The 23,968-nt window shown below is 55.4% G+C and carries 20 protein-coding genes; 16 read left to right on the forward strand and 4 right to left on the reverse strand.

The genetic code is table 11. The features are described from left to right. Positions 1-5: 5 nt before the first annotated feature. The 4 genes from ACCW71_RS11945 to map all read right to left on the reverse strand — a co-directional run bounded on the left by ACCW71_RS11945 (position 6) and on the right by map (position 5,045). Complete coding sequence (locus tag ACCW71_RS11945; protein ID WP_010254085.1) at positions 6-398, reverse strand: DUF3461 family protein; 393 nt, start codon at positions 396-398, stop codon at positions 6-8. Between the two features lie 224 nt (positions 399-622). After that, entirely contained in the window at positions 623-1,447 is an 825-nt protein-coding gene (gene dapD, locus ACCW71_RS11950) for a 2,3,4,5-tetrahydropyridine-2,6-dicarboxylate N-succinyltransferase (protein ID WP_436371583.1), read from the reverse strand. A gap of 82 nt (positions 1,448-1,529) precedes the next feature. Beyond that, a complete protein-coding gene (gene glnD / locus ACCW71_RS11955) occupies positions 1,530-4,184 on the reverse strand; it encodes a bifunctional uridylyltransferase/uridylyl-removing protein GlnD (protein ID WP_436371585.1) in 2,655 nt (884 codons plus the stop codon). Positions 4,185-4,250: 66 nt separating this feature from the next. Next, positions 4,251-5,045, reverse strand: a complete 795-nt coding sequence (map, locus tag ACCW71_RS11960) for a type I methionyl aminopeptidase (protein WP_436371587.1) — start codon at positions 5,043-5,045, stop codon at positions 4,251-4,253. 318 nt (positions 5,046-5,363) lie between these two features. Here map and rpsB point away from each other — a divergent pair, with 318 nt between their 5' ends. From rpsB to dnaE, 16 genes are all read left to right on the forward strand, one after another. Further along, on the forward strand, positions 5,364-6,089 hold the full coding sequence (gene rpsB / locus ACCW71_RS11965) for a 30S ribosomal protein S2 (RefSeq protein WP_436371589.1): 726 nt from the start codon (positions 5,364-5,366) through the stop codon (positions 6,087-6,089). Between the two features lie 182 nt (positions 6,090-6,271). Next, positions 6,272-7,123, forward strand: a complete 852-nt coding sequence (tsf, locus tag ACCW71_RS11970) for a translation elongation factor Ts (protein ID WP_436371591.1) — start codon at positions 6,272-6,274, stop codon at positions 7,121-7,123. 158 nt (positions 7,124-7,281) lie between these two features. Then, a complete protein-coding gene (gene pyrH / locus ACCW71_RS11975; protein ID WP_010254099.1) occupies positions 7,282-8,007 on the forward strand; it encodes a UMP kinase in 726 nt (241 codons plus the stop codon). A 143-nt stretch (positions 8,008-8,150) separates the two neighbouring features. Next, the gene (gene frr, locus ACCW71_RS11980; protein ID WP_436371594.1) at positions 8,151-8,708 is read left to right on the forward strand and encodes a ribosome recycling factor; all 558 of its coding nucleotides are present in this window, start codon (positions 8,151-8,153) and stop codon (positions 8,706-8,708) included. Positions 8,709-8,818: 110 nt separating this feature from the next. Further along, positions 8,819-10,015, forward strand: coding sequence for a 1-deoxy-D-xylulose-5-phosphate reductoisomerase (gene ispC / locus ACCW71_RS11985; RefSeq protein WP_436371596.1), 1,197 nt, complete (start codon positions 8,819-8,821; stop codon positions 10,013-10,015). A 181-nt stretch (positions 10,016-10,196) separates the two neighbouring features. After that, on the forward strand, positions 10,197-10,949 hold the full coding sequence (ispU, locus tag ACCW71_RS11990) for a (2E,6E)-farnesyl-diphosphate-specific ditrans,polycis-undecaprenyl-diphosphate synthase (protein WP_436371598.1): 753 nt from the start codon (positions 10,197-10,199) through the stop codon (positions 10,947-10,949). Between the two features lie 18 nt (positions 10,950-10,967). After that, positions 10,968-11,825: a phosphatidate cytidylyltransferase gene (gene cdsA / locus ACCW71_RS11995; protein WP_436371600.1), complete on the forward strand. Its 858-nt coding sequence runs from the start codon at positions 10,968-10,970 to the stop codon at positions 11,823-11,825. Positions 11,826-11,837: 12 nt separating this feature from the next. Beyond that, positions 11,838-13,184 (forward strand): sigma E protease regulator RseP, encoded by a 1,347-nt coding sequence (gene rseP, locus ACCW71_RS12000; protein ID WP_436371602.1) that lies wholly within the window; start codon positions 11,838-11,840, stop codon positions 13,182-13,184. A gap of 51 nt (positions 13,185-13,235) precedes the next feature. Then, entirely contained in the window at positions 13,236-15,647 is a 2,412-nt protein-coding gene (gene bamA / locus ACCW71_RS12005) for an outer membrane protein assembly factor BamA (protein ID WP_436371604.1), read from the forward strand. A 109-nt stretch (positions 15,648-15,756) separates the two neighbouring features. After that, on the forward strand, positions 15,757-16,254 hold the full coding sequence (gene skp / locus ACCW71_RS12010; RefSeq protein ID WP_003852644.1) for a molecular chaperone Skp: 498 nt from the start codon (positions 15,757-15,759) through the stop codon (positions 16,252-16,254). Positions 16,255-16,257: 3 nt separating this feature from the next. Continuing rightward, positions 16,258-17,283: a UDP-3-O-(3-hydroxymyristoyl)glucosamine N-acyltransferase gene (lpxD, locus tag ACCW71_RS12015; RefSeq protein ID WP_436371606.1), complete on the forward strand. Its 1,026-nt coding sequence runs from the start codon at positions 16,258-16,260 to the stop codon at positions 17,281-17,283. A 152-nt stretch (positions 17,284-17,435) separates the two neighbouring features. After that, the gene (gene fabZ / locus ACCW71_RS12020; protein ID WP_003852639.1) at positions 17,436-17,891 is read left to right on the forward strand and encodes a 3-hydroxyacyl-ACP dehydratase FabZ; all 456 of its coding nucleotides are present in this window, start codon (positions 17,436-17,438) and stop codon (positions 17,889-17,891) included. A 3-nt stretch (positions 17,892-17,894) separates the two neighbouring features. Beyond that, positions 17,895-18,683: an acyl-ACP--UDP-N-acetylglucosamine O-acyltransferase gene (gene lpxA, locus ACCW71_RS12025; protein ID WP_436371609.1), complete on the forward strand. Its 789-nt coding sequence runs from the start codon at positions 17,895-17,897 to the stop codon at positions 18,681-18,683. Positions 18,684-18,686: 3 nt separating this feature from the next. Then, positions 18,687-19,835 carry a lipid-A-disaccharide synthase gene (gene lpxB / locus ACCW71_RS12030; protein ID WP_436371611.1) on the forward strand — a complete coding sequence of 383 codons (1,149 nt, stop codon included), beginning with the start codon at positions 18,687-18,689 and terminating at the stop codon, positions 19,833-19,835. After that, positions 19,828-20,454, forward strand: a complete 627-nt coding sequence (gene rnhB / locus ACCW71_RS12035; protein WP_436371615.1) for a ribonuclease HII — start codon at positions 19,828-19,830, stop codon at positions 20,452-20,454. Before lpxB ends, rnhB begins: the two co-directional genes overlap by 8 nt. 31 nt (positions 20,455-20,485) lie before the next feature. Further along, complete coding sequence (gene dnaE, locus ACCW71_RS12040; protein ID WP_436371617.1) at positions 20,486-23,968, forward strand: DNA polymerase III subunit alpha; 3,483 nt, start codon at positions 20,486-20,488, stop codon at positions 23,966-23,968.

Consider the following 23,968-nt stretch of genomic DNA (forward strand, 5'->3'; position numbering starts at 1 on the left):
GAAAATTAACGCCCGTTGCGGGTCAGTTTTTCCAGATCCGATTCAATTTCGGTTATCTTGTGGGAAACCACGCTCTCCAGATGACGCAGATCGTCAAGGATTTTGCGTTTCAGATCCACTTCAACCTGATCGCGCTGGCAAATCTGGTCCAGCTCATCGATCACATAACGCAGATTCGGGCTGATCTCCTGCACTTCTTTGTAGCCCTGAGTCGCGTGATCGGCAACCACGGTTTTGCGCTGGCGCGGATATTTAAATTTAACGCTCTTGGCGAAAAACTCGCCTTTATCTTTGCGGAAATAGATCTTCAGAATGTCGTTGTTGGCTTCCTGACGCAGGCTGTAGCGGTCAATGTCATCCGGGTTGCTGATACCTAAACTTTTCAGATTGTCATACATAGCGTTGTTTCCATCATAAAGTGAGAAGCGCGCAGTCTTGTTCATGACGTCCGATAACTTTAGCCACAAATAAGCGGGATGAACATTGCGCGACAGGATTTAACTGGCGCGGATTATGACCTGGTTGAAATGTAAACGCACCAGTTAATTCGCGACGCGAAGCATGTTATTCGGGAATGTGTGTAAAGAAAAGATGACGGGCTGGTTTCCAGCCCGTCACAAAATCAGTCGATGGTACGCAGCAGTTCGTTGATACCTGTTTTGCCCAGGGTTTTCGCATCCACCTTTTTCACAATCACCGCGCAGTAGAGGCTGTAGCTGCCATCTTTAGAGGGCAGGTTGCCGGAGACCACCACCGAACCGGCAGGCACGCGACCGTAATGGACTTCGCCGGTTTCGCGATCGTAGATTTTGGTGCTCTGACCGATGTAAACGCCCATGGAGATCACCGAGCCTTCTTCCACGATCACCCCTTCAACGATTTCAGAGCGCGCGCCGATAAAGCAGTTATCTTCGATGATGGTCGGGTTAGCCTGAAGCGGTTCCAGTACGCCACCGATACCGACGCCGCCGGAGAGGTGAACGTTTTTACCGATCTGCGCACAGGAGCCGACGGTCGCCCAGGTGTCTACCATGGTGCCTTCATCAACGAATGCGCCGATGTTGACGTAGGAAGGCATCAGCACGGTGTTACGGGCGATATAGGCACCCTGACGCACCGCCGCTGGCGGCACCACGCGGAAGCCCGCTTCTTTGAAACGCGCCTCATCCCAGCCGGCGAACTTCATCGGCACCTTGTCATAAAAGCGGGTTTCAGCCCCTTCCATCACCTGGTTTTCATTGATACGGAAAGAGAGCAGCACCGCTTTCTTCAGCCACTGATGCGTTACCCACTCGCCGTCGATCTTCTCAGCAACGCGCAGCGCACCGCTGTCCAGCAGGGCGATCACCTGGTTGATGGCATCACGGGTTTCGCTGTCAACGCTGGCGGGGGTGATCTCAGCACGACGTTCGAAGGCGGATTCAATAACGCTTTGTAACTGTTCCATATTTTTTCCTGATCTCTGATGTGCAATGCCGGGCAACGCACCGGCACCTGTAAAGTATTGAATGTTTACAAATCGACTCTGGTCACACTTTATCGTTTGGATTAAGGGCCTCTGTCAACCGTTGTTGCAACGCTTTGCGCATTTCTTCGTCCAGCGCCTGGCGTTCACTGTTCGCCAGGATAAAGAGGTCTTCGACCCGTTCGCCAATGGTACTGATGCGGGCACCGTGCAGCGAGACCCCGAGATCGGCGAACACTTCACCGACCCGCGCCAGCAGGCCCGGCTGATCCAGCGCCACCAGCTCCAGGTAGCTGCGGCGGTCGGTATGGGTCGGCAGAAAGTTGACCTCGGTATCGACGCTGAAATGTTTGAGTTTGGCGGACTGACGGCGGGTGCGCGGCGGCACCCACTCTGACTGGGTAATCGCCTGACCCAGCGCCTGGATAATCATCGGATGGCGATCCGGTGACAGCGGGCTGCCATCCGGCTCCAGCACAATAAAGGTGTCCATCGCCATGCCGTCGCGGCTGGTAAAGATCTGCGCATCGTGCACGCTGAGATTGCGACGATCGAGTTCACCGGCGACGGCGGCAAACAGATGTGGCCGATCGGGGCTCCAGATAAAGATCTCGGTCCCGCCGCGTGTCGCTTGCGGACTCACCAGCACCAGCGGTTTTTTCAGATCGTGCACCAGCAGGTGACGGGCGTGCCAGGCGATCTGATTCGGCGTATGGCGCAGGAAGTAGTCGGCGCGGCAGCGGTTCCAGATCTGGTGCAGCCGCTCCTCGTCAATGTTGTCCATCCGCAGCAGTGCCAGCGCCTGAAGGCGATGGTGACGTACCCGTTCGCGCAGGTCGGGGCTGTTCTCCATCCCGCGCCGCAGCTGTTTCTCGGTGGCGAAAAACAGCTCGCGTAACAGGCTCTGCTTCCAGCTGTTCCACAGGCTTTCATTGGTGGCGCAGATGTCAGCCACGGTGAGACAGACCAGATAGCGCAGCCGGTTCTCATTCTGCATCACCTCGGCGAACTGCTGGATCACCGTCGGGTCCTGGATGTCGCGTCGCTGCGCCGTTACCGACATCAACAGATGATGACGCACCAGCCACGCCACCAGCTGGGTTTCACGCGAGTTCAGCCCGTGCATTTCAGCGAAGTCGAGCGCATCCTGCGCGCCGAGAATCGAGTGATCGCCACCGCGCCCTTTGGCGATGTCATGCAGCAGCGCCGCCATCAGCAGCAGCTCCTGCTGCGGCAGCCGTGGCCACAGCTCAACGCAGAGCGGATGCTGTGGACGGGTGGTTTCGCTGGCAAAGCTCTCCAGCTTCTGCAACACCCGGATGGTGTGCTCATCCACCGTGTAGGCGTGAAACAGATCGAACTGCATCTGTCCGACGATATGGCCCCACAGCGGGGTGTAAGCCCACAGCACGCTGTGCCGATGCATCGGCACCAGCGCCCGGCTCACCGCGCCGGGATGGCGCAGAATCGACATAAAGGTGCGGCGCGCTTCCGGGATCTGGCAGAGCGGCTGTTTGAGATGGCGACGGGCATGACGCAGATGGCGCAGGGTGGTGGAGTAGATGCCCTTGATGCTGTCGTTACGCACCATCACGTAAAACATGCGCAGAATCGCCTGCGGTTCGCGTCGGAACAGCGTTTCATCGCGCAGGTCGATCAGATCGCCGCGCAGCTGGAAATCGTCATCAATCGGACAGGGCTTTTCGCTGGTGGAGAGCGCCAGAATCGCTTCATCAAACAGTTGCAGCAGCATGTGATTCAGTTCGCCGATGCGCCGGGTGACCCGATAGAAATCTTTCATCATCCGCTCGACCGGCTCATTGCCCTCGCCCTGATAATTGAGGCGCTGCGCCACGCTGAGCTGGCGATCGAATAACAGACGGTTGTCGTAGCGGGGCAGGGAGAGATGCAGGGCAAAGCGGATGCGCCAGAGAAACTCCTGACATTCATTCAGCTCGCTGCGCTCAGCTTCGGTGAGAAAGCCGAAGCCCACCATCTCATCCAGCGTGGTGGCGCCAAAGTGGCGGCGAGCCACCCATTGCAGGGTGTGGATGTCGCGCAGGCCGCCGGGGCTGCTTTTAATGTCTGGCTCGAGGTTGTAACTGGTGCCGTGGTAGCGCTTATGACGCTCCTGCTGCTCTTCGATCTTGGCGGCGAAAAAGTCCGCTGAGGGCCAGAAACCGTCGCTGAAGACGTTTTTCTGCAACTCCAGAAACAGCGCCACGTCGCCGGTCAGCATCCGCGACTCAATCAGGTTGGTGGCGACGGTGAGATCGGACAAGCCCTCCAGCAGACACTCCTCCAGCGTGCGGACGCTGTGACCCACTTCCAGCTTGAGATCCCACATCAGGGTTAACAACGCGCTGGTGCGCTGAGCGGCCTGTTCATCCAGCGGCTGGCGGCTGAGGATCAGTACATCGATGTCAGAGAGCGGATGCAGTTCGGCGCGGCCATAGCCGCCAACCGCCACCAGGGTGATGGCGGGCATCTCATCAAAGCCAAAGAAGCGCCACAAACGACGCAGCAGCCGATCGATAAACAGCGTGCGGGCGTCAATCAGCGGCTCAACCGCTTCGCCCGCATCAAAGGCGGCAGCAAGATGCTGCTGAAACTGCTCCAGCCGCTGTTTTAGCGTCTCGCGCGTCAGCTGGTGGTCATCCCATTCGGCCGGCGAATCGATCAGGCCGTTTTTCACATCTTCCGACAGGCTCACGCTCATGCAGCTCTTCTCTTTTTAAGCCAAAAAAAAGCCGGCTTAGCGCCGGCCTGATCTCTAATCGGGGAATTACCCTTCGGCGACGAGCACAGCAGGCAGCGTGTCGTCTTTGCGCAGGGTTAAGATCTCACAGCCGTTTTCCGTCACCACAATAGTATGCTCATACTGTGCGGACAAGCTGCGATCTTTGGTTTTTACCGTCCAGCCATCTTTCATGGTGCGGATACGGTAATCCCCGGCGTTAACCATCGGTTCAACCGTAAAGGTCATGCCCGCCTGCAACACCACGCCGCCATCATCGGCATCGTAGTGCAGCACCTGAGGCTCCTCATGGAAGCCCTTGCCGATACCGTGTCCGCAATATTCACGTACCACCGAGAAGTCGTTGGCTTCCACATATTTCTGGATGGCGCGACCCAGTTCACGCAGGCGGATGCCCGGCTTGATCAGACGCAGCGAGAGATAGAGGCTCTCCTGGGTGACACGGCACAGGCGCTCGCCCTGGATGGTCGGCTTGCCGACGATAAACATCTTTGAGGTGTCGCCGTGGTACTCATCTTTGATTACGGTAACGTCAATATTGACGATGTCGCCATCTTTTAACGGGCGATCGTCGCTGGGAATGCCGTGGCAGACCACTTCGTTGACCGAGATGCAGACCGACTTCGGAAAGCCGTGATAACCCAGACAGGCGGAAATCGCCTGCTGCTGCTGGGTGATGTGATCGTGGCAGATGCGGTCCAGTTCACCGGTGGTGACACCGGGTTGAACGTGCGGCTCAATCATCTCCAGCACTTCGGCGGCCAGCCGGCCTGCGACGCGCATTTTTTCGATTTCTTCAGGGGTTTTAATTGAAATTGCCATTAAATTAATCCGCGGTTGTCGAAATTTTCGACAATAATGAACTCTGTGCTGTCATGTTAGCAGCCAGTAAATGGGCTGCCAAATAGAGAACGCGCTGGCTTCGGTCAGCGATCATTTATTGGCGTCCCCTGGCAGTTTGTGATATAAAGCGCGCCGACGATTCTCTGTATGGCCGTTTCGGTCAGCAGGAAACGCATAACTCTCATTATGTGTAATAAAACACACATGTATCGACACATACGCCGGGGTGCCTTGAAAGAGGTCGGTTGTATGGGATACATGGAGGCCCAACCCCAATCAAACTTTAGAGGTTTTATCATGGCAACTGTTTCCATGCGCGACATGCTCCAGGCTGGTGTTCACTTCGGTCACCAGACCCGTTACTGGAACCCAAAAATGAAGCCATTCATCTTTGGTGCACGTAACAAGGTTCACATCATCAACCTGGAAAAAACTGTCCCTATGTTCAACGAAGCTCTGGCTGAACTGAACAAGATCGCTTCCCGTAAAGGTAAGATCCTGATGGTAGGGACTAAGCGCGCTGCTGCTGAAGCGGTAAAAGAGTCTGCACTGAGCTGCGACCAGTTCTTCGTAAACCACCGCTGGTTGGGTGGCATGCTGACTAACTGGAAAACCGTGCGTCAGTCAATCAAACGTCTGAAAGATCTGGAGACTCAGTCTCAGGATGGTACTTTCGACAAACTGACCAAAAAAGAAGCGCTGATGCGTGCGCGTGAGCTGGCCAAGCTGGAAAACAGCCTGGGCGGTATCAAAGATATGGGCGGTCTGCCAGACGCGCTGTTTGTTGTCGATGCTGACCACGAACACATCGCAATCAAAGAAGCAAACAACCTGGGTATTCCGGTATTTGCTATCGTTGATACCAACTCAGATCCAGATGGCGTTGATTTCGTTATCCCAGGTAACGACGATGCGATCCGTGCTGTAAACCTGTACCTGACTGCCGTTGCGACCACCGTTCGCGAAGGCCGCTCTCAGGACCTGGCTGAGCAGGCTGAAGAAGCGTCTTTAGAAAACGCTTAATTAAGGTTTGCTCTGCATAAGAGCCCTTAGCATTCAGATGTGATCTGTAAGGGGCCTCTACTGGCCCCTTTATTTTATCTAAGTCTGTCACGCCCCCAACCGGACGGCGGGACAGAGTAAATTTTCCGCAAATAAGTGTCTGCTGGTGCAAATGTACTCAGACACGAACCGAGGATTCTGGAATGGCTGACATTACCGCTGCATTGGTAAAAGAACTGCGCGAGCGTACTGGCGCGGGCATGATGGATTGCAAAAAAGCGCTGACTGAAGCGAACGGCGACATTGAGCTGGCGATTGAGAACATGCGTAAGTCTGGCGCAATCAAAGCAGCGAAAAAAGCAGGTAACGTTGCGGCTGATGGCGTAATCAAAACCAAAATCGTTGGCGACTACGGAGTGATTCTGGAAGTAAACTGCCAGACTGACTTCGTCGCGAAAGATGGCGGTTTCCAGGCGTTCGCAGACAAAGTTCTGGATGCGGCAGCGGCCGATCGCGTCACTGACGTTGAAGTTCTGAAAGCGCAGTTCGAAGAAGAGCGCGTTGCACTGGTTGCGAAAATCGGTGAGAACATCAACATCCGTCGCGTAGCGATCCTGGAAGGCGCAGAGCTGGGCAGCTACCTGCACGGCGCACGTATCGGCGTTCTGGTTTCAGCGAAAGGCGCAAGCGAAGATCTGATCAAACAGATCGCGATGCACGTTGCTGCCAGCAAGCCTGAATTTGTTAAGCCAGAAGACGTTTCTGCTGACGTGGTCGATAAAGAGTACCAGGTTCAGCTGGACATCGCGATGCAGTCTGGCAAGCCAAAAGAGATCGCAGAGAAGATGGTTGAAGGCCGCATGAAGAAATTCACCGGCGAAGTCTCTCTGACCGGTCAGGCTTTCGTTATCGACCCAAGCAAAACCGTTGGCCAGGCTCTGAAAGAGCAGGGCGCTGACGTGATTAACTTCATCCGCTTCGAAGTGGGCGAAGGCATCGAGAAAGTTGAGTCTGACTTCGCTGCTGAAGTTGCAGCCATGTCCAAACAGTCTTAATGCTCTGAAAGAACCGCCATCCTGGCGGTTCTTTTTTGTCTGTTAACCGCAACAGACACATTTTCAGTTTCATCCCACTAGCAATTTCATTGCGGTAAGCGGATGATCGATCAGAATTTACTTCTCATTTTCACCCTATCTTCCAGGAAGAACTGACCATGGCGACCAACGCAAAACCTGTTTATCAACGTATCCTGCTTAAACTCAGCGGCGAAGCCCTGCAAGGCGCTGAAGGTTTTGGTATCGACGCGAGTGTGCTTGACCGTATGGCACAAGAGGTAAAAGAGCTGGTTGAACTGGGCATCCAGGTTGGCGTGGTGATTGGCGGGGGGAACCTGTTCCGTGGCGCAAGCCTGCAACAGGCAGGGATGAACCGTGTCGTGGGCGACCATATGGGGATGCTGGCGACCGTGATGAACGGCCTGGCGATGCGTGACGCGCTGCACCGCGCCTATGTGAACGCACGCCTGATGTCGGCGATTCCACTGAATGGCGTCTGTGACAACTACAGCTGGGCAGAAGCGATTAGCCTGCTGCGTAACAACCGCGTGGTGATCTTCTCCGCCGGTACCGGCAACCCCTTCTTCACCACCGACTCTGCGGCCTGTCTGCGCGGCATTGAGATTGAAGCGGACGTGGTGCTGAAAGCGACCAAAGTTGACGGCGTCTACTCTGCCGATCCGGTGAAAAGCCCGGACGCGACGCTGTATGAACAACTGACCTACGCCGAAGTGCTGGATCAGGAGCTGAAAGTGATGGATCTTGCGGCCTTTACCCTGGCGCGTGACCACAAACTGCCTATCCGCGTTTTCAACATGAATAAACCTGGCGCGCTGCGTCGCGTAGTGATGGGTGAAAAAGAAGGCACCCTGATTACGCATTAATACCCGAGGCGAGATAAAATAAGGTATATTCTGTCAGCGCGATAATAACGCATCGTGCACCAGTCAGGATTATCGATGATTATCGATCCCGCTTCCGGTTATGCCGGAACTGGCCAGGTCAAACCGAATCCAAGGGTTTCAACGTGATTAACGACATCAAAAAAGATGCTGATACGCGCATGGATAAATGCGTCGAGGCATTCAAAACCACCATCAGCAAAGTGCGCACCGGTCGTGCTTCACCTTCGCTGCTCGACGGCATCATCGTCGAATATTACGGCACGCCGACGCCACTGCGTCAGCTGGCTTCTGTCACTGTGGAAGATTCACGCACGCTGAAAATCAACGTGTTTGATCGTTCACTGGGTCCGGCAGTTGAAAAAGCGATCATGACGTCCGATCTCGGTCTGAACCCCAGTTCAGCCGGTACCGACATCCGTGTTCCGCTGCCTGCGCTGACGGAAGAGCGTCGTAAAGATCTGATTAAAATCGTGCGCGGCGAAGCCGAGCAGGGCCGTGTGTCGGTACGTAACGTCCGTCGCGATGCCAACGATAAAATCAAAGCGCTGCTGAAAGATAAAGAGATCAGCGAAGACGACGAGCGTCGTGCGCAGGATGAAATCCAGAAAATGACTGACGCACACATCAAGAAAGTTGATGCTGCACTGTCAGAAAAAGAGACGGAGCTGATGGATTTCTGATCCCATCACTGCCGGAAAAAACGCCGTACAGAGAGGTATTCGTATGAATGCGACATCTGGCGGCGTTTTACATTGTGCCCCGCGCACGCTGACTTCACACGGATAGCCTTATGAAGCGATTAACTCTGCTGGGATCAACCGGCTCGATCGGCACCAGTACACTGGCGGTGGTGCGCGCCAATCCAGACCTGTATCAGATTACGGCACTGGTCGCCGGTCAGAATGTGGCGCTGATGGCAGAACAGTGTGTCACCTTTACCCCGCGCTACGCCTGCATGGCTGATGAGGCATCGGCTGCGGCGCTGCGTGAGCGACTGAGAGCACTCAAGGTAAACACTGAAGTGCTCTCCGGCGTTCAGGCGGCCTGTGAACTGGCGGCGCTGGATGAGGTGGATCAGGTGATGGCGGCGATTGTCGGCGCGTCCGGTCTGCTGCCGACGCTGGCGGCCATTCGCGCCGGCAAAACCGTGCTGCTGGCCAACAAAGAATCACTTGTCACCTGCGGCCGTTTGTTTATGGAGTCGGTGCGCCATCATAACGCGCAGTTACTACCGGTCGACAGCGAGCATAACGCCATTTTTCAGAGTTTACCCGCTACCATCCAGCATCAGTTAGGTTACGCTGACCTGCGGGATAATGGCATTGAGTCGATTATCCTTACGGGATCAGGTGGTCCTTTTCGTGACACAGATTTAGCCGATCTGAGCGCCATGTCGCCCGATCAGGCCTGTGCGCATCCGAACTGGTCAATGGGGAGAAAAATCTCGGTTGATTCGGCCACCATGATGAATAAAGGTCTTGAATATATTGAAGCCCGTTGGTTGTTCAATGCCAGCGCAGCGCAGATGGAAGTGATCCTGCACCCACAGTCGGTGATTCACTCCATGGTGCGATACTGCGATGGCAGCGTGCTGGCTCAGTTAGGTTCTCCCGATATGCGCACGCCGATTGCCCATAGCATGGCCTGGCCTGCGCGCATCAACGCAGGCGTGACGCCGCTGGATTTTACCCGCATGTCGGCGCTGACGTTTGCTGAACCTGACTTTGACCGCTACCCCTGTCTGAAGCTGGCCATTGACGCCTGTGACGCCGGGCAGGCGGCCACCACCACGCTGAACGCGGCCAACGAGGTTGCCGTCGCGGCTTTCCTGAATCACCAGATACGCTTTACCGACATTGCGGCGCTTAACAGCGCGGTACTGGCGGCGCAGGTGTGTCCTGAACCGGACTCGGTGGACGCGGTCCTTGAAGTCGATCGTATTGCGCGCGCGCGGGCGACAGAAATGTTGTCGCGCTTCACGTCGTGATGGGGATCGCTTTGCGGCCATTTGTTCGCTTCAGGTGAAAATGGTATAGTCGCTGGCTCGCGTTTCACGGTCTGTCACCGAATTCGGTGTGGCCCGGCACAACGTCCGTGTCGGGATTTGAATCGGGCGCAATGTATTCAGAAAACACAGCATTTCTGATGAAAGGAATTGGTTAAGCGTTATGTCGTCTAACAATCACAACAACACTGATGACCAGCAGGGAAACGGTCCGCGCCACGTCGCTATCATCATGGATGGCAATGGCCGCTGGGCTAAAAATCAGGGGAAATTGCGTATTTCAGGCCATAAAGCGGGCGTTAAATCAGTGCGCCGCGCGGTCAGCTTTGCCGTCAGTAATCATCTCGAAGCCCTGACGCTGTACGCCTTCAGTAGCGAAAACTGGAGCCGTCCGGCGCAGGAAGTCACCGCATTAATGGAGTTGTTTGTCTGGGCGCTCGACAGTGAAGTAAAGAGCCTGCACAAACACAATGTTCGTTTGCGTGTCATCGGCGATACCAGTCGTTTTAGTCCTCGCATTCAGGAGCGTATTCGCCGCTCTGAGGCGCTGACCGAAAATAATGATGGGCTGACGCTCAACATTGCCGCCAACTATGGCGGCCGCTGGGATATTATCGAAGGCGTGAAAAAACTGGCTGAACAGGTTCAGGAAGGTTTATTACGTCCTGACCAGATTACCGAAGAGAGCCTGACGTCGCAGCTCTGCATGCATGAGCTGGCGCCAGTGGATTTAGTGATAAGGACCGGGGGAGAGCATCGGATTAGCAACTTCCTGCTGTGGCAGATTGCCTATGCTGAATTCTATTTTACCGATGTGCTCTGGCCGGATTTCGATGAAAACGTTTTTGAAGGTGCACTGAATGCATTCTCTCTGCGGGAGCGTCGTTTTGGCGGCGCTGCACCAGGCGGCGCCTGAGCAATCTGGGGGTAACCTTTGCTGAAGTCTCGTCTGATTACCGCGTTGATATTAATTCCGCTGGTAATAGCTGCACTGTTCTGGTTACCGCCTGTTGGCTTTGCAATTACCACTATCGTTATCTGCATGCTGGCTGCCTGGGAATGGGGGCAACTGGCTGGGATGGCGTCCCGGCAACAACGCATCTGGCTGGCCGTGCTCTGTGGGCTGCTGCTGGCGCTGATGCTGTTTACACTGCCACCTTATCAACATGATGTGCATCTGCCACAGGTCGCGACATCGCTCTGGGCGTCGCTGGTGTGGTGGGTCGTTGCGCTGCTGTTGGTGATCTCCTATCCCGCTTCTGCCGCCTTCTGGCGTCACTCGCGTCCACTTCGCCTGCTGTTTGGCGTGTTAACGCTGGTGCCCTTTTTCTGGGGCATGATGGCGCTGCGCCAGTATCACTACGACAGCGATCACTTCGCAGGCGCCTGGTGGCTGCTGTTTGTGATGCTGCTGGTGTGGGGCGCGGATTCGGGAGCCTATATGTTTGGCAAACTGTTCGGTAAGCACAAGCTGGCACCAAAGGTTTCGCCGGGCAAAACCTGGGAAGGCTTTCTCGGCGGCCTGGTCTCCTCGGCGCTGATTGCGCTGCTGTTCGCCACCCTGGCTCCGCTGACGGTTTCCCCGGTGACCCTGGTGATCTGCGCGGTGATCGCTACGCTGGCCTCGGTGCTGGGCGATCTCACCGAGAGCATGTTCAAACGGGAAGCGGGCATCAAAGATAGCGGTAATCTGATCCCCGGCCACGGTGGCATTCTCGATCGCATTGATAGTCTGACTGCGGCTGTGCCGGTGTTTGCCTGTTTATTGCTGCTGGTGTTTCGCACCCTTTAAGGACAGGCAAAGATGTTGAGCATACTCTGGAGTTTTGTCGCCTTTATCGTTGCGCTGGGCGTACTGATTACCGTTCATGAGTTTGGCCATTTCTGGGTCGCTCGCCGCTGTGGTGTCAGGGTCGAGCGCTTTTCCATTGGCTTCGGTAAGTCGCTGTGGCAGCGTCGCGATCGTCACGGCACCGAATTTGTCCTCGCCCTTATCCCGCTCGGCGGCTACGTTAAAATGCTCGATGAACGGGTTGAGAGCGTACCGGCCGAACTGCGCCATCAGGCGTTTAACAACAAAGCTGTCTGGCAACGCGCCTCCATCATCGCCGCCGGTCCCATCGCCAATTTCCTCTTCGCCATCTTTGCTTACTGGGTTGTGTTTATCCACGGCGTTCCCGGCGTACGCCCGGTGGTTGGTGAAATTTTAAACGGTTCGGTCGCTGCGGAAGCGCAAATTGCGCCCGGCATGGAACTAAAGGCGGTTGACGGTATCGAAACGCCTGACTGGGATGCTGTGCGTATGGCGCTGGTCGGCAAAATCGGTGACAACGCGACCACCTTAACCGTGGCGCGTTTTGGTGAAGACGCCACTCAACAGAAACAGCTGGATTTGCGCAACTGGCAGTTTGAGCCAGATAAGCAGGATCCGGTGGTCGCGTTGGGTATCCGGCCGCGGGGTCCGCAGATTGAGACCACGCTGGCAGAAGTCCAGGCGAACTCGCCAGCCAGTGAAGCCGGTTTGCAAGCAGGCGACAGGATCGTTAAAGTCGATGGTCAGCCATTAGCGCAGTGGCAGACGTTTGTCACTCAGGTCCGGGATAACCCCGGCAAAAGCATGGCGCTTGAGGTGGATCGCGGCGGTGACTCAATCGCGCTGACGATGACGCCAGAAGCGAAAGCTGGCAGTAAAGCGGGCTTTGCGGGCGTGATTCCGCGCATTGTTCCGCTGCCGGAAGAGTATAAGACGGTAAGACAGTATGGCGCGTTTGCGGCTATCGGCGAGGCCAGTGTAAAAACCTGGCAACTGATGAAGCTCACCGTTTCTATGCTGGGCAAGTTAATAACCGGCGATGTGAAGCTGAACAACCTGAGCGGGCCAATTTCGATTGCGCAGGGTGCGGGGTTGTCAGCGGAGTATGGGTTGATTTACTACCTGATGTTTCTGGCGTTGATTAGCGTCAACCTGGGCATCATCAACCTGTTCCCTCTGCCGGTTTTAGATGGTGGGCACTTGCTCTTCCTGGCGATCGAAAAGATCAAGGGTGGACCGGTGTCCGAGCGAGTTCAGGACTTTAGTTACCGCATCGGTTCGATTTTACTGGTGCTGTTAATGGGGCTTGCACTTTTCAATGATTTCTCACGTCTGTAATCGCGGAAACGCGGACATTCGAGGGATGTGTTAGGAAAACGCATAATAACGATGGCGATGAAAAAGTTGCTCATAGCGTCGCTGCTGTTTAGCAGCGCCACCGTTTACGGTGCAGACGATTTCGTGGTGAAGGATATTCATTTCGAAGGGCTGCAGCGAGTCGCCGTCGGCGCGGCTCTGCTGAGCATGCCAGTACGGGTTGGCGATACGGTGAATGACGATGATGTCAGAAATACCATTCGCTCGCTGTTCGCTACTGGCAACTTTGAGGATGTTCAGGTCCTGCGAGACGGTACAACGCTGATTGTCCAGGTCAAAGAACGTCCTACCATTGCCAGCATTACCTTCACCGGTAACAAAGCGGTGAAAGAGGATCAGCTCAAACAAAACCTTGAAGCCTCCGGCGTCCGGGTCGGCGAAGCGCTGGACCGTACTACCATCTCTTCTATCGAGAAGGGACTTGAGGATTTCTACTACAGCGTCGGTAAATATACCGCTAACGTGAAAGCCGTGGTGACGCCACTGCCGCGTAACCGTGTCGATCTGAAGCTGGTCTTTACTGAAGGTGTCTCTGCCAAAATTCAGCAGATCAACATCGTCGGTAACAAAGCCTTCAGCTCCGATGAACTGATCTCCCGTTTCCAGCTGCGCGATGAAGTGCCGTGGTGGAACGTGGTCGGCGATCGTAAATATCAGAAACAGAAACTGGCAGGCGACCTTGAAACCCTGCGCAGCTTCTATCTCGATCGCGGTTATGCCCGCTTTAACATCGATTCGACCCAGGTCAGCCTGACGCCGGATAAGAAGGGCATCTACATCACGGTCAACGTCACTGAAGGCGACCAGTACAAAATCGCTGGCGTGATCGTCAATGGCAGCATGGCAGGCCATTCCGCAGAAATTGAACATCTGACCAAAATTCCGGCAGGCGAGCTCTATAACGGCGCTAAAGTCACGAAAATGGAAGATGACATCAAGAAACTGCTGGGCCGCTACGGTTATGCTTACCCGCGCGTAGTCAGTCAGCCAGAAATTAACGATGCGGATAAAACCGTAAAACTGCATATCAATGTCGATGCCGGTAACCGCTACTACGTCCGTAACGTTCGTTTCGAAGGCAATGACACCTCGAAAGATTCGGTGTTGCGTCGCGAAATGCGTCAGATGGAAGGCGCGTGGCTGGGCAGCGATCTGGTTGAGCAGGGCAAAGAGCGTCTGAATCGTACCGGTTACTTCGAAACCGTTGATGTGGATACGCAGCGTGTACCGGGCTCACCTGACCAGGTTGACGTGGTCTACAAGGTTAAAGAGCGTAACACCGGGACCTTCAACTTCGGCGTCGGCTACGGCACCGAAAGTGGTGTGAGCTTCCAGGTTGGCGTCACCCAGGATAACTGGCTGGGCACCGGTAATACCGTGGGCATCAGCGGCACCAAAAACGACTACCAGACCTATGCTGAGTTCTCGCTGACTGACCCTTACTTCACCGTTGATGGTGTGAGTCTGGGTGGTCGTCTGTTCTATAACGACTTTAAAGCGGATGATGCGGACCTTTCTGACTATACCAACAAAAGTTATGGTCTGGACGGCACGCTTGGCTTCCCGATTAACGAAAACAACACCCTGCGTGTCGGTCTGGGCTATGTCCACAATGACCTGTCAAACATGCAACCGCAGGTTGCGATGTGGCGTTATCTCGATTCGGTCGGCAAGCCGCAGCAGCTTAATGACCGGGGTGATTTCTCCGCAGATGACTTCACCTTTAACTACGGCTGGACTTACAACACCCTGGACCGCGGCTTCTTCCCGACCTCGGGTAACCGTACCAACCTGAACGGTAAGGTGACGATTCCGGGCTCGGATAACAGCTTCTATAAGGCCACGCTGGACACCCAGCAGTATGTGCCGATTAACCAGGATCGTACCTGGGTGCTGTTAGGCCGTGGTCGTGTCGGCTATGGCGATGGACTCGGCGGCAAAGAGATGCCGTTCTACGAGAACTTCTACGCCGGTGGTTCAAGTACCGTTCGCGGCTTCCAGTCCAACACCATTGGTCCTAAGGCGGCTTACTACAATAACAACTCGTCAAACTGCCGAATCGCCGATCCTAATGGCATCTGTAAGTCTGACGATGCGGTGGGCGGTAACGCCATGGCGATTGCCAGCCTGGAGCTGATCACGCCAACGCCGTTCCTGAGCGAGAAGTATGCTAACTCGGTCCGTACCTCGGTGTTTGTCGATGCCGGTACCGCGTGGGATACCCATTGGGAAAATACCGCGGAAACGCGCGCGGCGGGCATTCCTGACTACAGCGATCCTAACAATATCCGCGTATCAAGCGGTGTTGCGTTGCAGTGGATGTCACCGCTCGGCCCGCTGGTGTTCTCTTACGCCCAGCCAGTGAAGAAAGTCGATGGAGACAAGTCAGAGCAGTTCCAGTTTAACATTGGTAAAACCTGGTAATGTTCTGAGCAAGGATGCATAGCTGAAGTATTGCCGCCGGGCAGCACCTGGTGCTGTTCGGGGCAAACACTGTGTCGCTGACACAAACGTTGATGGTAAGGAGTTTATAGTGAAAAAGTTGTTGTGTGCCGCAGGTCTGGGTCTTGCTTTAGCGGTTTCCGCTGGTGTTCAGGCTGCTGACAAAATTGCAGTGGTAAACGTGTCCAGCATTTTCCAACAGTTACCGCAACGTGCGACTGTTGCTAAACAGCTGGAAAACGAGTTCAAAGGTCGTGCAACTGAGTTGCAGAGCCAGGAACGCGATCTGCAAACCAAAATGCAGCGTTTGCAGCGTGACGGTTCGACCATGAAGGCCAGCGAGCGCAGCCGCATGGAAAAAGATGTCATGTCTCAGCGTGAAGCTTTCTCTTCAAAAGCCCAGGCGTTTGAGCAGGATAATCGCCGTCGCCAGATGGAAGAGCGTAACAAACTGCTGAGCCGTATTCAGGATGCCGTTAAGAAAGTCGCTGACAGCGATGGTTATGACGTCGTCATCGACGCTAACGCGGTGGCTTATGCATCAAACGCAAAAGACATCACGGCTGACGTGCTGAAACAGGTTAAATAATTCATGTCATCTATTCGACTGGCTGATTTAGCCCAGCAGTTGGATGCAGAATTGCACGGAGATGGCGATATCGTCATCTCCGGCATTGCTTCTATGCAATCCGCCACAACTGGCCAAATCACTTTTCTTGCAAACAGCCGTTACCGCGAGCAGCTCGCCCTGATAAAGGCCTCAGCCGTGGTGCTGACGGAAGCGGATCTGGAGTGGTGCAATACCGCAGCCCTGGTAGTGAAAAATCCCTACCTGACCTATGCGCGTATGGCACAACTGCTTGATACCACGCCACAACCGGCGCAGAACATCGCCCCCAGCGCGGTGATTGACCCCTCCGCCCGACTTGGTGCCAATGTGGCCATCGGCGCTAATGCGGTGATCGAAGCGGATGTGGAGCTGGGCGACAACGTGGTGATCGGTGCGGGCTGCTTTGTCGGCAAGAAAACCCGGATCGGCAGCGGGACCCGTCTCTGGGCCAATGTCTCTGTCTATCATGAGATCGAAATCGGCAAGGATTGTCTGATTCAATCCGGCACCGTAATCGGTTCTGATGGTTTCGGTTACGCCAACGATCGCGGTAACTGGGTGAAAATCCCGCAGTTAGGTGCGGTGATTATCGGCGATCGTGTCGAAATAGGTGCCTGCACCACCATCGATCGCGGCGCGCTGGATAACACTCTGATCGGCAATGGTGTTATCATAGACAACCAGTGCCAGATCGCCCACAACGTGGTTATTGGTGACAATACCGCGGTTGCAGGCGGTGTGATCATGGCGGGTAGTCTGAAAATTGGGCGTTACTGTATGATTGGCGGTGCCAGCGTCATTAACGGCCATATGGAAATCTGTGACAAAGTGACCGTGACCGGTATGGGCATGGTCATGCGACCGATCACAGAGCCTGGGGTTTATTCATCAGGCATTCCGCTGCAACCCAACAAAACCTGGCGCAAAACTGCAGCGCTGGTGATGAACATCGATGACATGAGCAAACGCTTAAAAGCCATCGAGCGCAAGGTCGGTAAAGACGACTGATCGCCATCCCAAAACTGACCGGCTTTCATAATAAAAATGTTAAGCAGGGAAGCCCGGCGCCACAGAACCTATTTGCGGCCTGCGGAAGATCATTTTGATCGGTGCAGGCCGTGTTATTGATGTCATCAAATTTTTAGGACAGGAAGAGTATTTTGACTACTGAAACTCATACTCTGAAAATTGAAGAGATTTTAGAGCTGCTGCCGCACCGTTACCCCTTTCTGCTGGTAGACCGTGTACTGGAATTTGAAGAGCACAAATACCTGCGCGCAGTGAAGAACGTTTCTGTTAACGAACCGTTTTTCCAGGGGCATTTCCCTGGTAAACCGATTTTTCCTGGCGTTCTGATTCTGGAAGCGATGGCGCAGGCCACCGGTATTCTGGCGTTTAAAAGCGTAGGTAAACTGGAGCCAGGCGAACTTTACTACTTTGCCGGTATCGACAGTGCCCGCTTCAAGCGTCCTGTGGTACCAGGCGATCAAATGATCATGGAAGTGACTTTCGAGAAAACCCGCCGTGGTCTGACCCGCTTTAAAGGCGTGGCGACTGTCGACGGTAAAATCGTTTGTGAAGCGACCATGATGTGTGCCCGTAGCCGGGAGGCATAATTCGTGATTGATCCAACCGCCACTATCCATCCGAGTTCCGTCATTGAAGAGGGCGCCATCATTGGCGCTAACGTTCACATTGGCCCGTTCTGCTTTATCGGAGCGAATGTTGAGATCGGTGAAGGAACGGTACTGAAGTCACACGTGGTGGTGAATGGCCACACACGTATCGGTAAAGATAATCAGATCTACCAGTTCGCCTCTATCGGCGAAGTGAATCAGGATCTGAAATATGCCGGTGAGCCAACACGGGTTGAGATCGGCGATCGCAACCGTATTCGTGAAAGCGTGACCATTCATCGCGGCACCACCCAGGGTGGCCATGTCACCACTGTTGGCAGCGATAATCTGCTGATGGTGAATGTGCACATCGCGCATGACTGCGTGATCGGCAATCGTTGTATCTTCGCTAACAACGCCACGCTGGGTGGTCATGTGACGGTCGATGATTTCGCTATTATCGGTGGCATGACCGCGGTACATCAGTGGTGCACCATTGGCGCACATGTGATGGTGGGCGGCTGTTCCGGTGTGGCGCAGGATGTGCCGCCTTACGTGATTGCGCAGGGGAACCACGCGACGCCGTTCGGGATCAACATCGAAGGTCTTAAGCGTCGTGGCTTCAGTAAAGAGTCGCTGCACGCCATCCGTAATGCTTACAAGCTGCTTTATCGCAGCGGCAGAACGCTGGACGAAGTGAAGCCGGAGATTGAAGCCATCGCCGCGCAGCATAGCGAAGTGCAGCCTTTCTACGACTTCTTCGCCCGTTCAACCCGTGGATTGATTCGTTAATCCATGTCAGCGCGTCCCCTGACGATTGCCCTGGTCGCCGGAGAAACCTCCGGCGATATTCTTGGTGCAGGCTTAATCCGTGCGTTAAAAGCGCGCCATCCTGACGCGCGCTTTGTTGGCGTGGCTGGTCCGCTGATGCAGGCGGAAGGGTGTGAAGCCTGGTATGAGATGGAAGAGCTGGCGGTAATGGGCATCGTGGAGGTGCTGGGTCGCCTCGGACGCCTGCTGAAGATTCGCCGCGATCTCACCCGGCGCTTTAGCGAACTGCGGCCCGACATCTTTGTCGGCATTGATGCGCCCGATTTTAATATTACCCTCGAAGGTAATCTGAAACGCGCAGGCATTCGTACCGTTCACTATGTCAGCCCCTCGGTCTGGGCGTGGCGACAGAAGCGCGTCTTTAAGATTGGCCGCAACACCGATCTGGTGCTGGCGTTCCTGCCGTTTGAAAAAGCCTTTTACGATCGCTATAACGTTCCCTGCCGCTTTATCGGCCATACCATGGCCGATGCGATGCCGCTGCAACCCGATAAGCTGGCCGCCCGCCGTCATCTGGGCATTGCCGATGACGCGCTCTGCCTGGCCCTGCTGCCCGGTAGCCGCAGCGCGGAAGTGGAAATGCTCAGTGCCGATTTCCTTAAAACCGCCCAGCTGCTGCGCCGTCACTATCCGGCGCTGGAGATTGTGGTACCGCTGGTTAACGCCCGTCGCCGCGAGCAGTTTGAGAAAATTAAAGCGGAAGTCGCCCCTGAGCTGCCAATGCATCTGCTGGATGGTCAGGGACGCGAAGCGATGATTGCGAGCGACGCCGCATTGCTGGCGTCAGGCACTGCCGCGCTGGAATGTATGCTGGCAAAATGCCCGATGGTGGTGGGGTATCGTATGAAGCCCTCAACCTTCTGGCTGGCAAAGCGGCTGGTGAAAACCCCCTACGTGTCACTGCCTAATCTGCTGGCAGGACGCGAACTGGTCAAAGAGTTATTGCAGGATGAGTGTCAGCCAGAGGCGCTGTCGGCGGCGTTAGATCCGCTGCTACATGCCGGACCTGAGCGCGACACATTGCTGCATACGTTTCATGAATTACATCAACAGATCCGCTGGAACGCCGATGAGCAAGCGGCGGATGCGGTGCTGGAGCTGGTGAATGCCTGATTTTATCTATCCTGCCGCCAGGCTGATTGCCGGTGTAGACGAAGTGGGTCGCGGACCGCTGGTTGGCGCGGTCGTGACCGCCGCGGTGATCCTCGACCCGGCGAACCCGATTACCGGCCTGGCTGACTCCAAGAAGTTGTCAGAGAAGCGCCGGCTGGCGCTCTATGACGAAATTAAAGAGAAGGCGCTGGCGTGGAGTCTTGGCCGGGCGGAACCGGAAGAGATTGACCAGCTTAATATCCTGCACGCCACCATGCTGGCGATGCAGCGCGCCGTGGCTGGCCTGAGCCTCCAGCCCGATTATGTGCTGATTGACGGTAATCGTTGTCCGCCACTGCCGATGCCATCGCAGGCGGTGGTCAAAGGTGATAGCCTGGTCGCGGAGATCAGCGCCGCCTCGATTATCGCCAAAGTGTCGCGCGACCGTGAGATGGCCGAACTGGACCTGCTGTTTCCGCAGTATGGCTTTGCCCAGCACAAAGGTTATCCCACCGCGCTGCACATGGAAAAACTGATGCAACATGGCGCCACCCCGCACCATCGTCGCAGTTTTGCGCCCGTACGCAATGCGCTGATCGATGCTGACGTGCTGGCTGCCCGCCAGACCCTTACGCTTTAATAGCCTGACGCTGTTCTAACCGGAAACTGATATGGCTGAACCCCGTTTTATACATCTGCATGTCCATAGCGACTATTCGATGGTGGATGGCCTGGCGAAAACCGGGCCGCTGGTCAAAAAGGCGGCTGCACTCGGCATGCCGGCAATCGCCATTACCGACTTCACCAACCTGTGTGGTCTGGTTAAATTCTATGGCAGCGCCCACAGCGCCGGGATCAAACCGATTATTGGCGCAGATTTCAACGTCGCCAGCGAGCTGATGGGGGATGAACTGACCCAGCTGACCGTGCTGGCCGCCAGCGATACCGGTTATCAGAACCTGACGCTGCTGATCTCCCGCGCCTATCAGCGTGGCTACGGCGTGGCCGGTCCGACCATCGATCGTGACTGGCTGGTGGAGTTAAAAGAGGGACTGATCCTGCTGTCGGGCGGGCGACGTGGTGACGTGGGACGCAGCCTGCTGCGCGGTAACAGCGGTCTGGTTTCGCAGTGCCTCGCCTTCTATCAGCAACATTTCCCCGATCATTACTATCTTGAGCTGGTACGTACCGGCCGTCAGGATGAAGAGAGCTATCTGCACGCGGCGGTTGAGCTGGCGATTGCAGAGGGTATCCCGGTGGTCGCCACCAATGAAGTCTGCTTCATCAATGAAGAGGATTTCGACGCGCATGAGATCCGCGTCGCCATTCATGATGGTTATACGCTGGACGATCCCAAGCGTCCGCGCAACTACAGTCCTCAGCAATATATGCGCAGCGAAGCGGAGATGTGCGAGCTGTTCTCGGACATCCCGGAAGCGCTGGAAAACAGCGTAGAGATTGCTAAGCGCTGTAACGTCACGGTGCGGCTGGGCGAGTACTTCCTGCCTCAGTTCCCGACCGGTGACATGACCACCGAAGACTACCTGGTGGTCAAATCCCGCGAGGGACTGGAGGAGCGACTGGTCTTCCTGTTCCCGGACGAAGCCGAACGGGCGGAGAAGCGCCCGGAATATGATGAACGCCTTGAGATCGAACTCAACGTTATTAACCAGATGGGCTTTCCCGGCTACTTCCTGATCGTCATGGAGTTTATCCAGTGGTCGAAGGATAACGGGGTCCCGGTCGGTCCGGGACGAGGTTCCGGTGCCGGTTCACTGGTCGCCTATGCGCTGAAAATTACCGATATTGATCCGCTGGAATTTGACCTGCTGTTCGAACGTTTCCTGAACCCGGAACGTGTCTCGATGCCCGACTTCGACGTCGACTTCTGCATGGAGAAGCGCGATCAGGTGATTGAACACGTCGCGGATATGTATGGACGTGAGGCGGTTTCGCAGATCATCACCTTCGGTACCATGGCGGCCAAAGCGGTGATCCGTGACGTGGGCCGCGTGCTGGGTCATCCTTACGGCTTTGTTGACCGCATCTCAAAACTGATCCCGCCCGATCCCGGCATGACGCTGGAAAAAGCCTTTATTGCTGAACCGCAGCTGCCCGCCATGTATGAGGCAGATGAAGAGGTTAAGGCGCTGATTGATATGGCGCGCAAGCTGGAAGGGGTGACGCGCAACGCCGGTAAACACGCCGGTGGTGTGGTGATCGCGCCAACAAAGATCACTGACTTCGCGCCGCTCTACTGCGATGAAAACGGTCAGTTCCCGGTTACCCAGTTTGATAAAAATGATGTGGAATATGCCGGGCTGGTGAAGTTCGACTTCCTGGGGCTGCGTACCCTGACCATCATCGACTGGGCGCTGAAGATGATCAATCCGCGCCGGGCAAAGCAGGGGCTGGAGCCGATCGACATCGCCTCTATCCCGCTGGATGATAAGAAAAGTTTCGACATGCTACAGCGCTCGGAAACCACAGCGGTGTTCCAGCTGGAATCGCGTGGCATGAAAGATCTGATCAAGCGCCTGAAGCCCGACTGCTTTGAAGATATGATCGCGCTGGTGGCGCTGTTCCGTCCCGGTCCGCTGCAATCGGGCATGGTCGATAACTTTATTGACCGTAAACATGGCCGTGAAGCGATCTCCTATCCCGATATTCAGTGGCAGCACGAAAGCCTGAAACCGGTGCTGGAGCCGACCTACGGCATCATCCTCTATCAGGAACAGGTGATGCAGATCGCCCAGGTGCTCTCCGGTTATACCCTCGGCGGCGCAGATATGCTGCGTCGTGCCATGGGTAAAAAGAAACCGGAAGAGATGGCCAAGCAGCGGTCGGTGTTCCGCGACGGGGCGGAAAAGATGGGCATCGACGGCGAACTGTCGATGAAGATCTTCGATCTGGTAGAAAAATTTGCAGGTTATGGCTTTAACAAGTCACACTCTGCGGCCTATGCGCTGGTCTCCTATCAGACCCTGTGGCTGAAAGCCCACTATCCGGCCGAATTTATGGCGGCGGTGATGACCGCCGATATGGATAATACCGAGAAAGTGGTGGGGCTGGTCGATGAGTGCTGGCGGATGGGGCTGAAGGTGTTGCCGCCCGACATTAACTCCGGCCTCTATCCGTTCCACGTCAATGATGCGGGCGAGATTGTTTATGGCATCGGCGCGATTAAAGGCGTGGGTGAAGGCCCGATCGAAGCGATCATCGATGCGCGTAACGAAGGCGGTTATTTCCGCGAGCTGTTTGATCTCTGCGCCCGGACCGATACCAAAAAGATCAACCGTCGGGTGATGGAGAAACTGATCATGTCCGGGGCGTTTGATCGCCTGGGACCGCACCGCGCCGCACTGATGAGTTCGCTCAGTGATGCGTTAAAAGCGGCCGACCAGCACGCGAAAGCGGAAGCGATTGGTCAGGCGGATATGTTTGGCGTGCTGGCGGAAGAGCCGGAGCAGGTGGAGAAATCCTACGCCAGCGTCACGCCGTGGCCTGAGCAGGTGCAGCTGGATGGCGAGCGGGAGACGCTGGGGTTATACCTTACCGGCCATCCGATTAATCAGTATCTGAAAGAAATTGAGCGTTACGTTGGCGGGGTACGGCTGAAAGATATGCATCCGACCGACCGGGGGAAAATTACCGTTGCGGCCGGTCTGGTGATAGCCGCGCGGGTAATGGTCACCAAGCGCGGCAACCGAATTGGTATCTGTACTCTGGACGATCGCTCTGGTCGTCTTGAGGTGATGTTATTTACCGATGCGTTAGATAAATACCAGCAGCTGCTGGAGAAAGACCGAATCCTGATCGTCAGTGGACAGGTCAGCTTTGATGACTTCAGTGGCGGCCTTAAAATGACTGCCCGTGAAGTTATGGACATCGACGAAGCTCGCGAAAAATACGCGCGCGGACTTGCTATCTCGCTGACGGACAGGCAAATTGATGACCAGCTATTAAACCGACTCCGTCAGTCCCTTGAGCCCCATCGATCAGGGACCATTCCGGTGCATCTCTACTATCAGAGAGCCGACGCGCGAGCGAAGCTGCGCTTTGGTGCAGCGTGGCGCATTTCGCCCAGCGATCGTTTACTTAACGATCTGCGCTCGTTGATTGGATCGGAGCAGGTGGAACTGGAGTTTGACTAG

The organism is Pantoea sp. C2G6, from assembly GCF_051336815.1.
Lineage (GTDB): Bacteria > Pseudomonadota > Gammaproteobacteria > Enterobacterales > Enterobacteriaceae > Pantoea.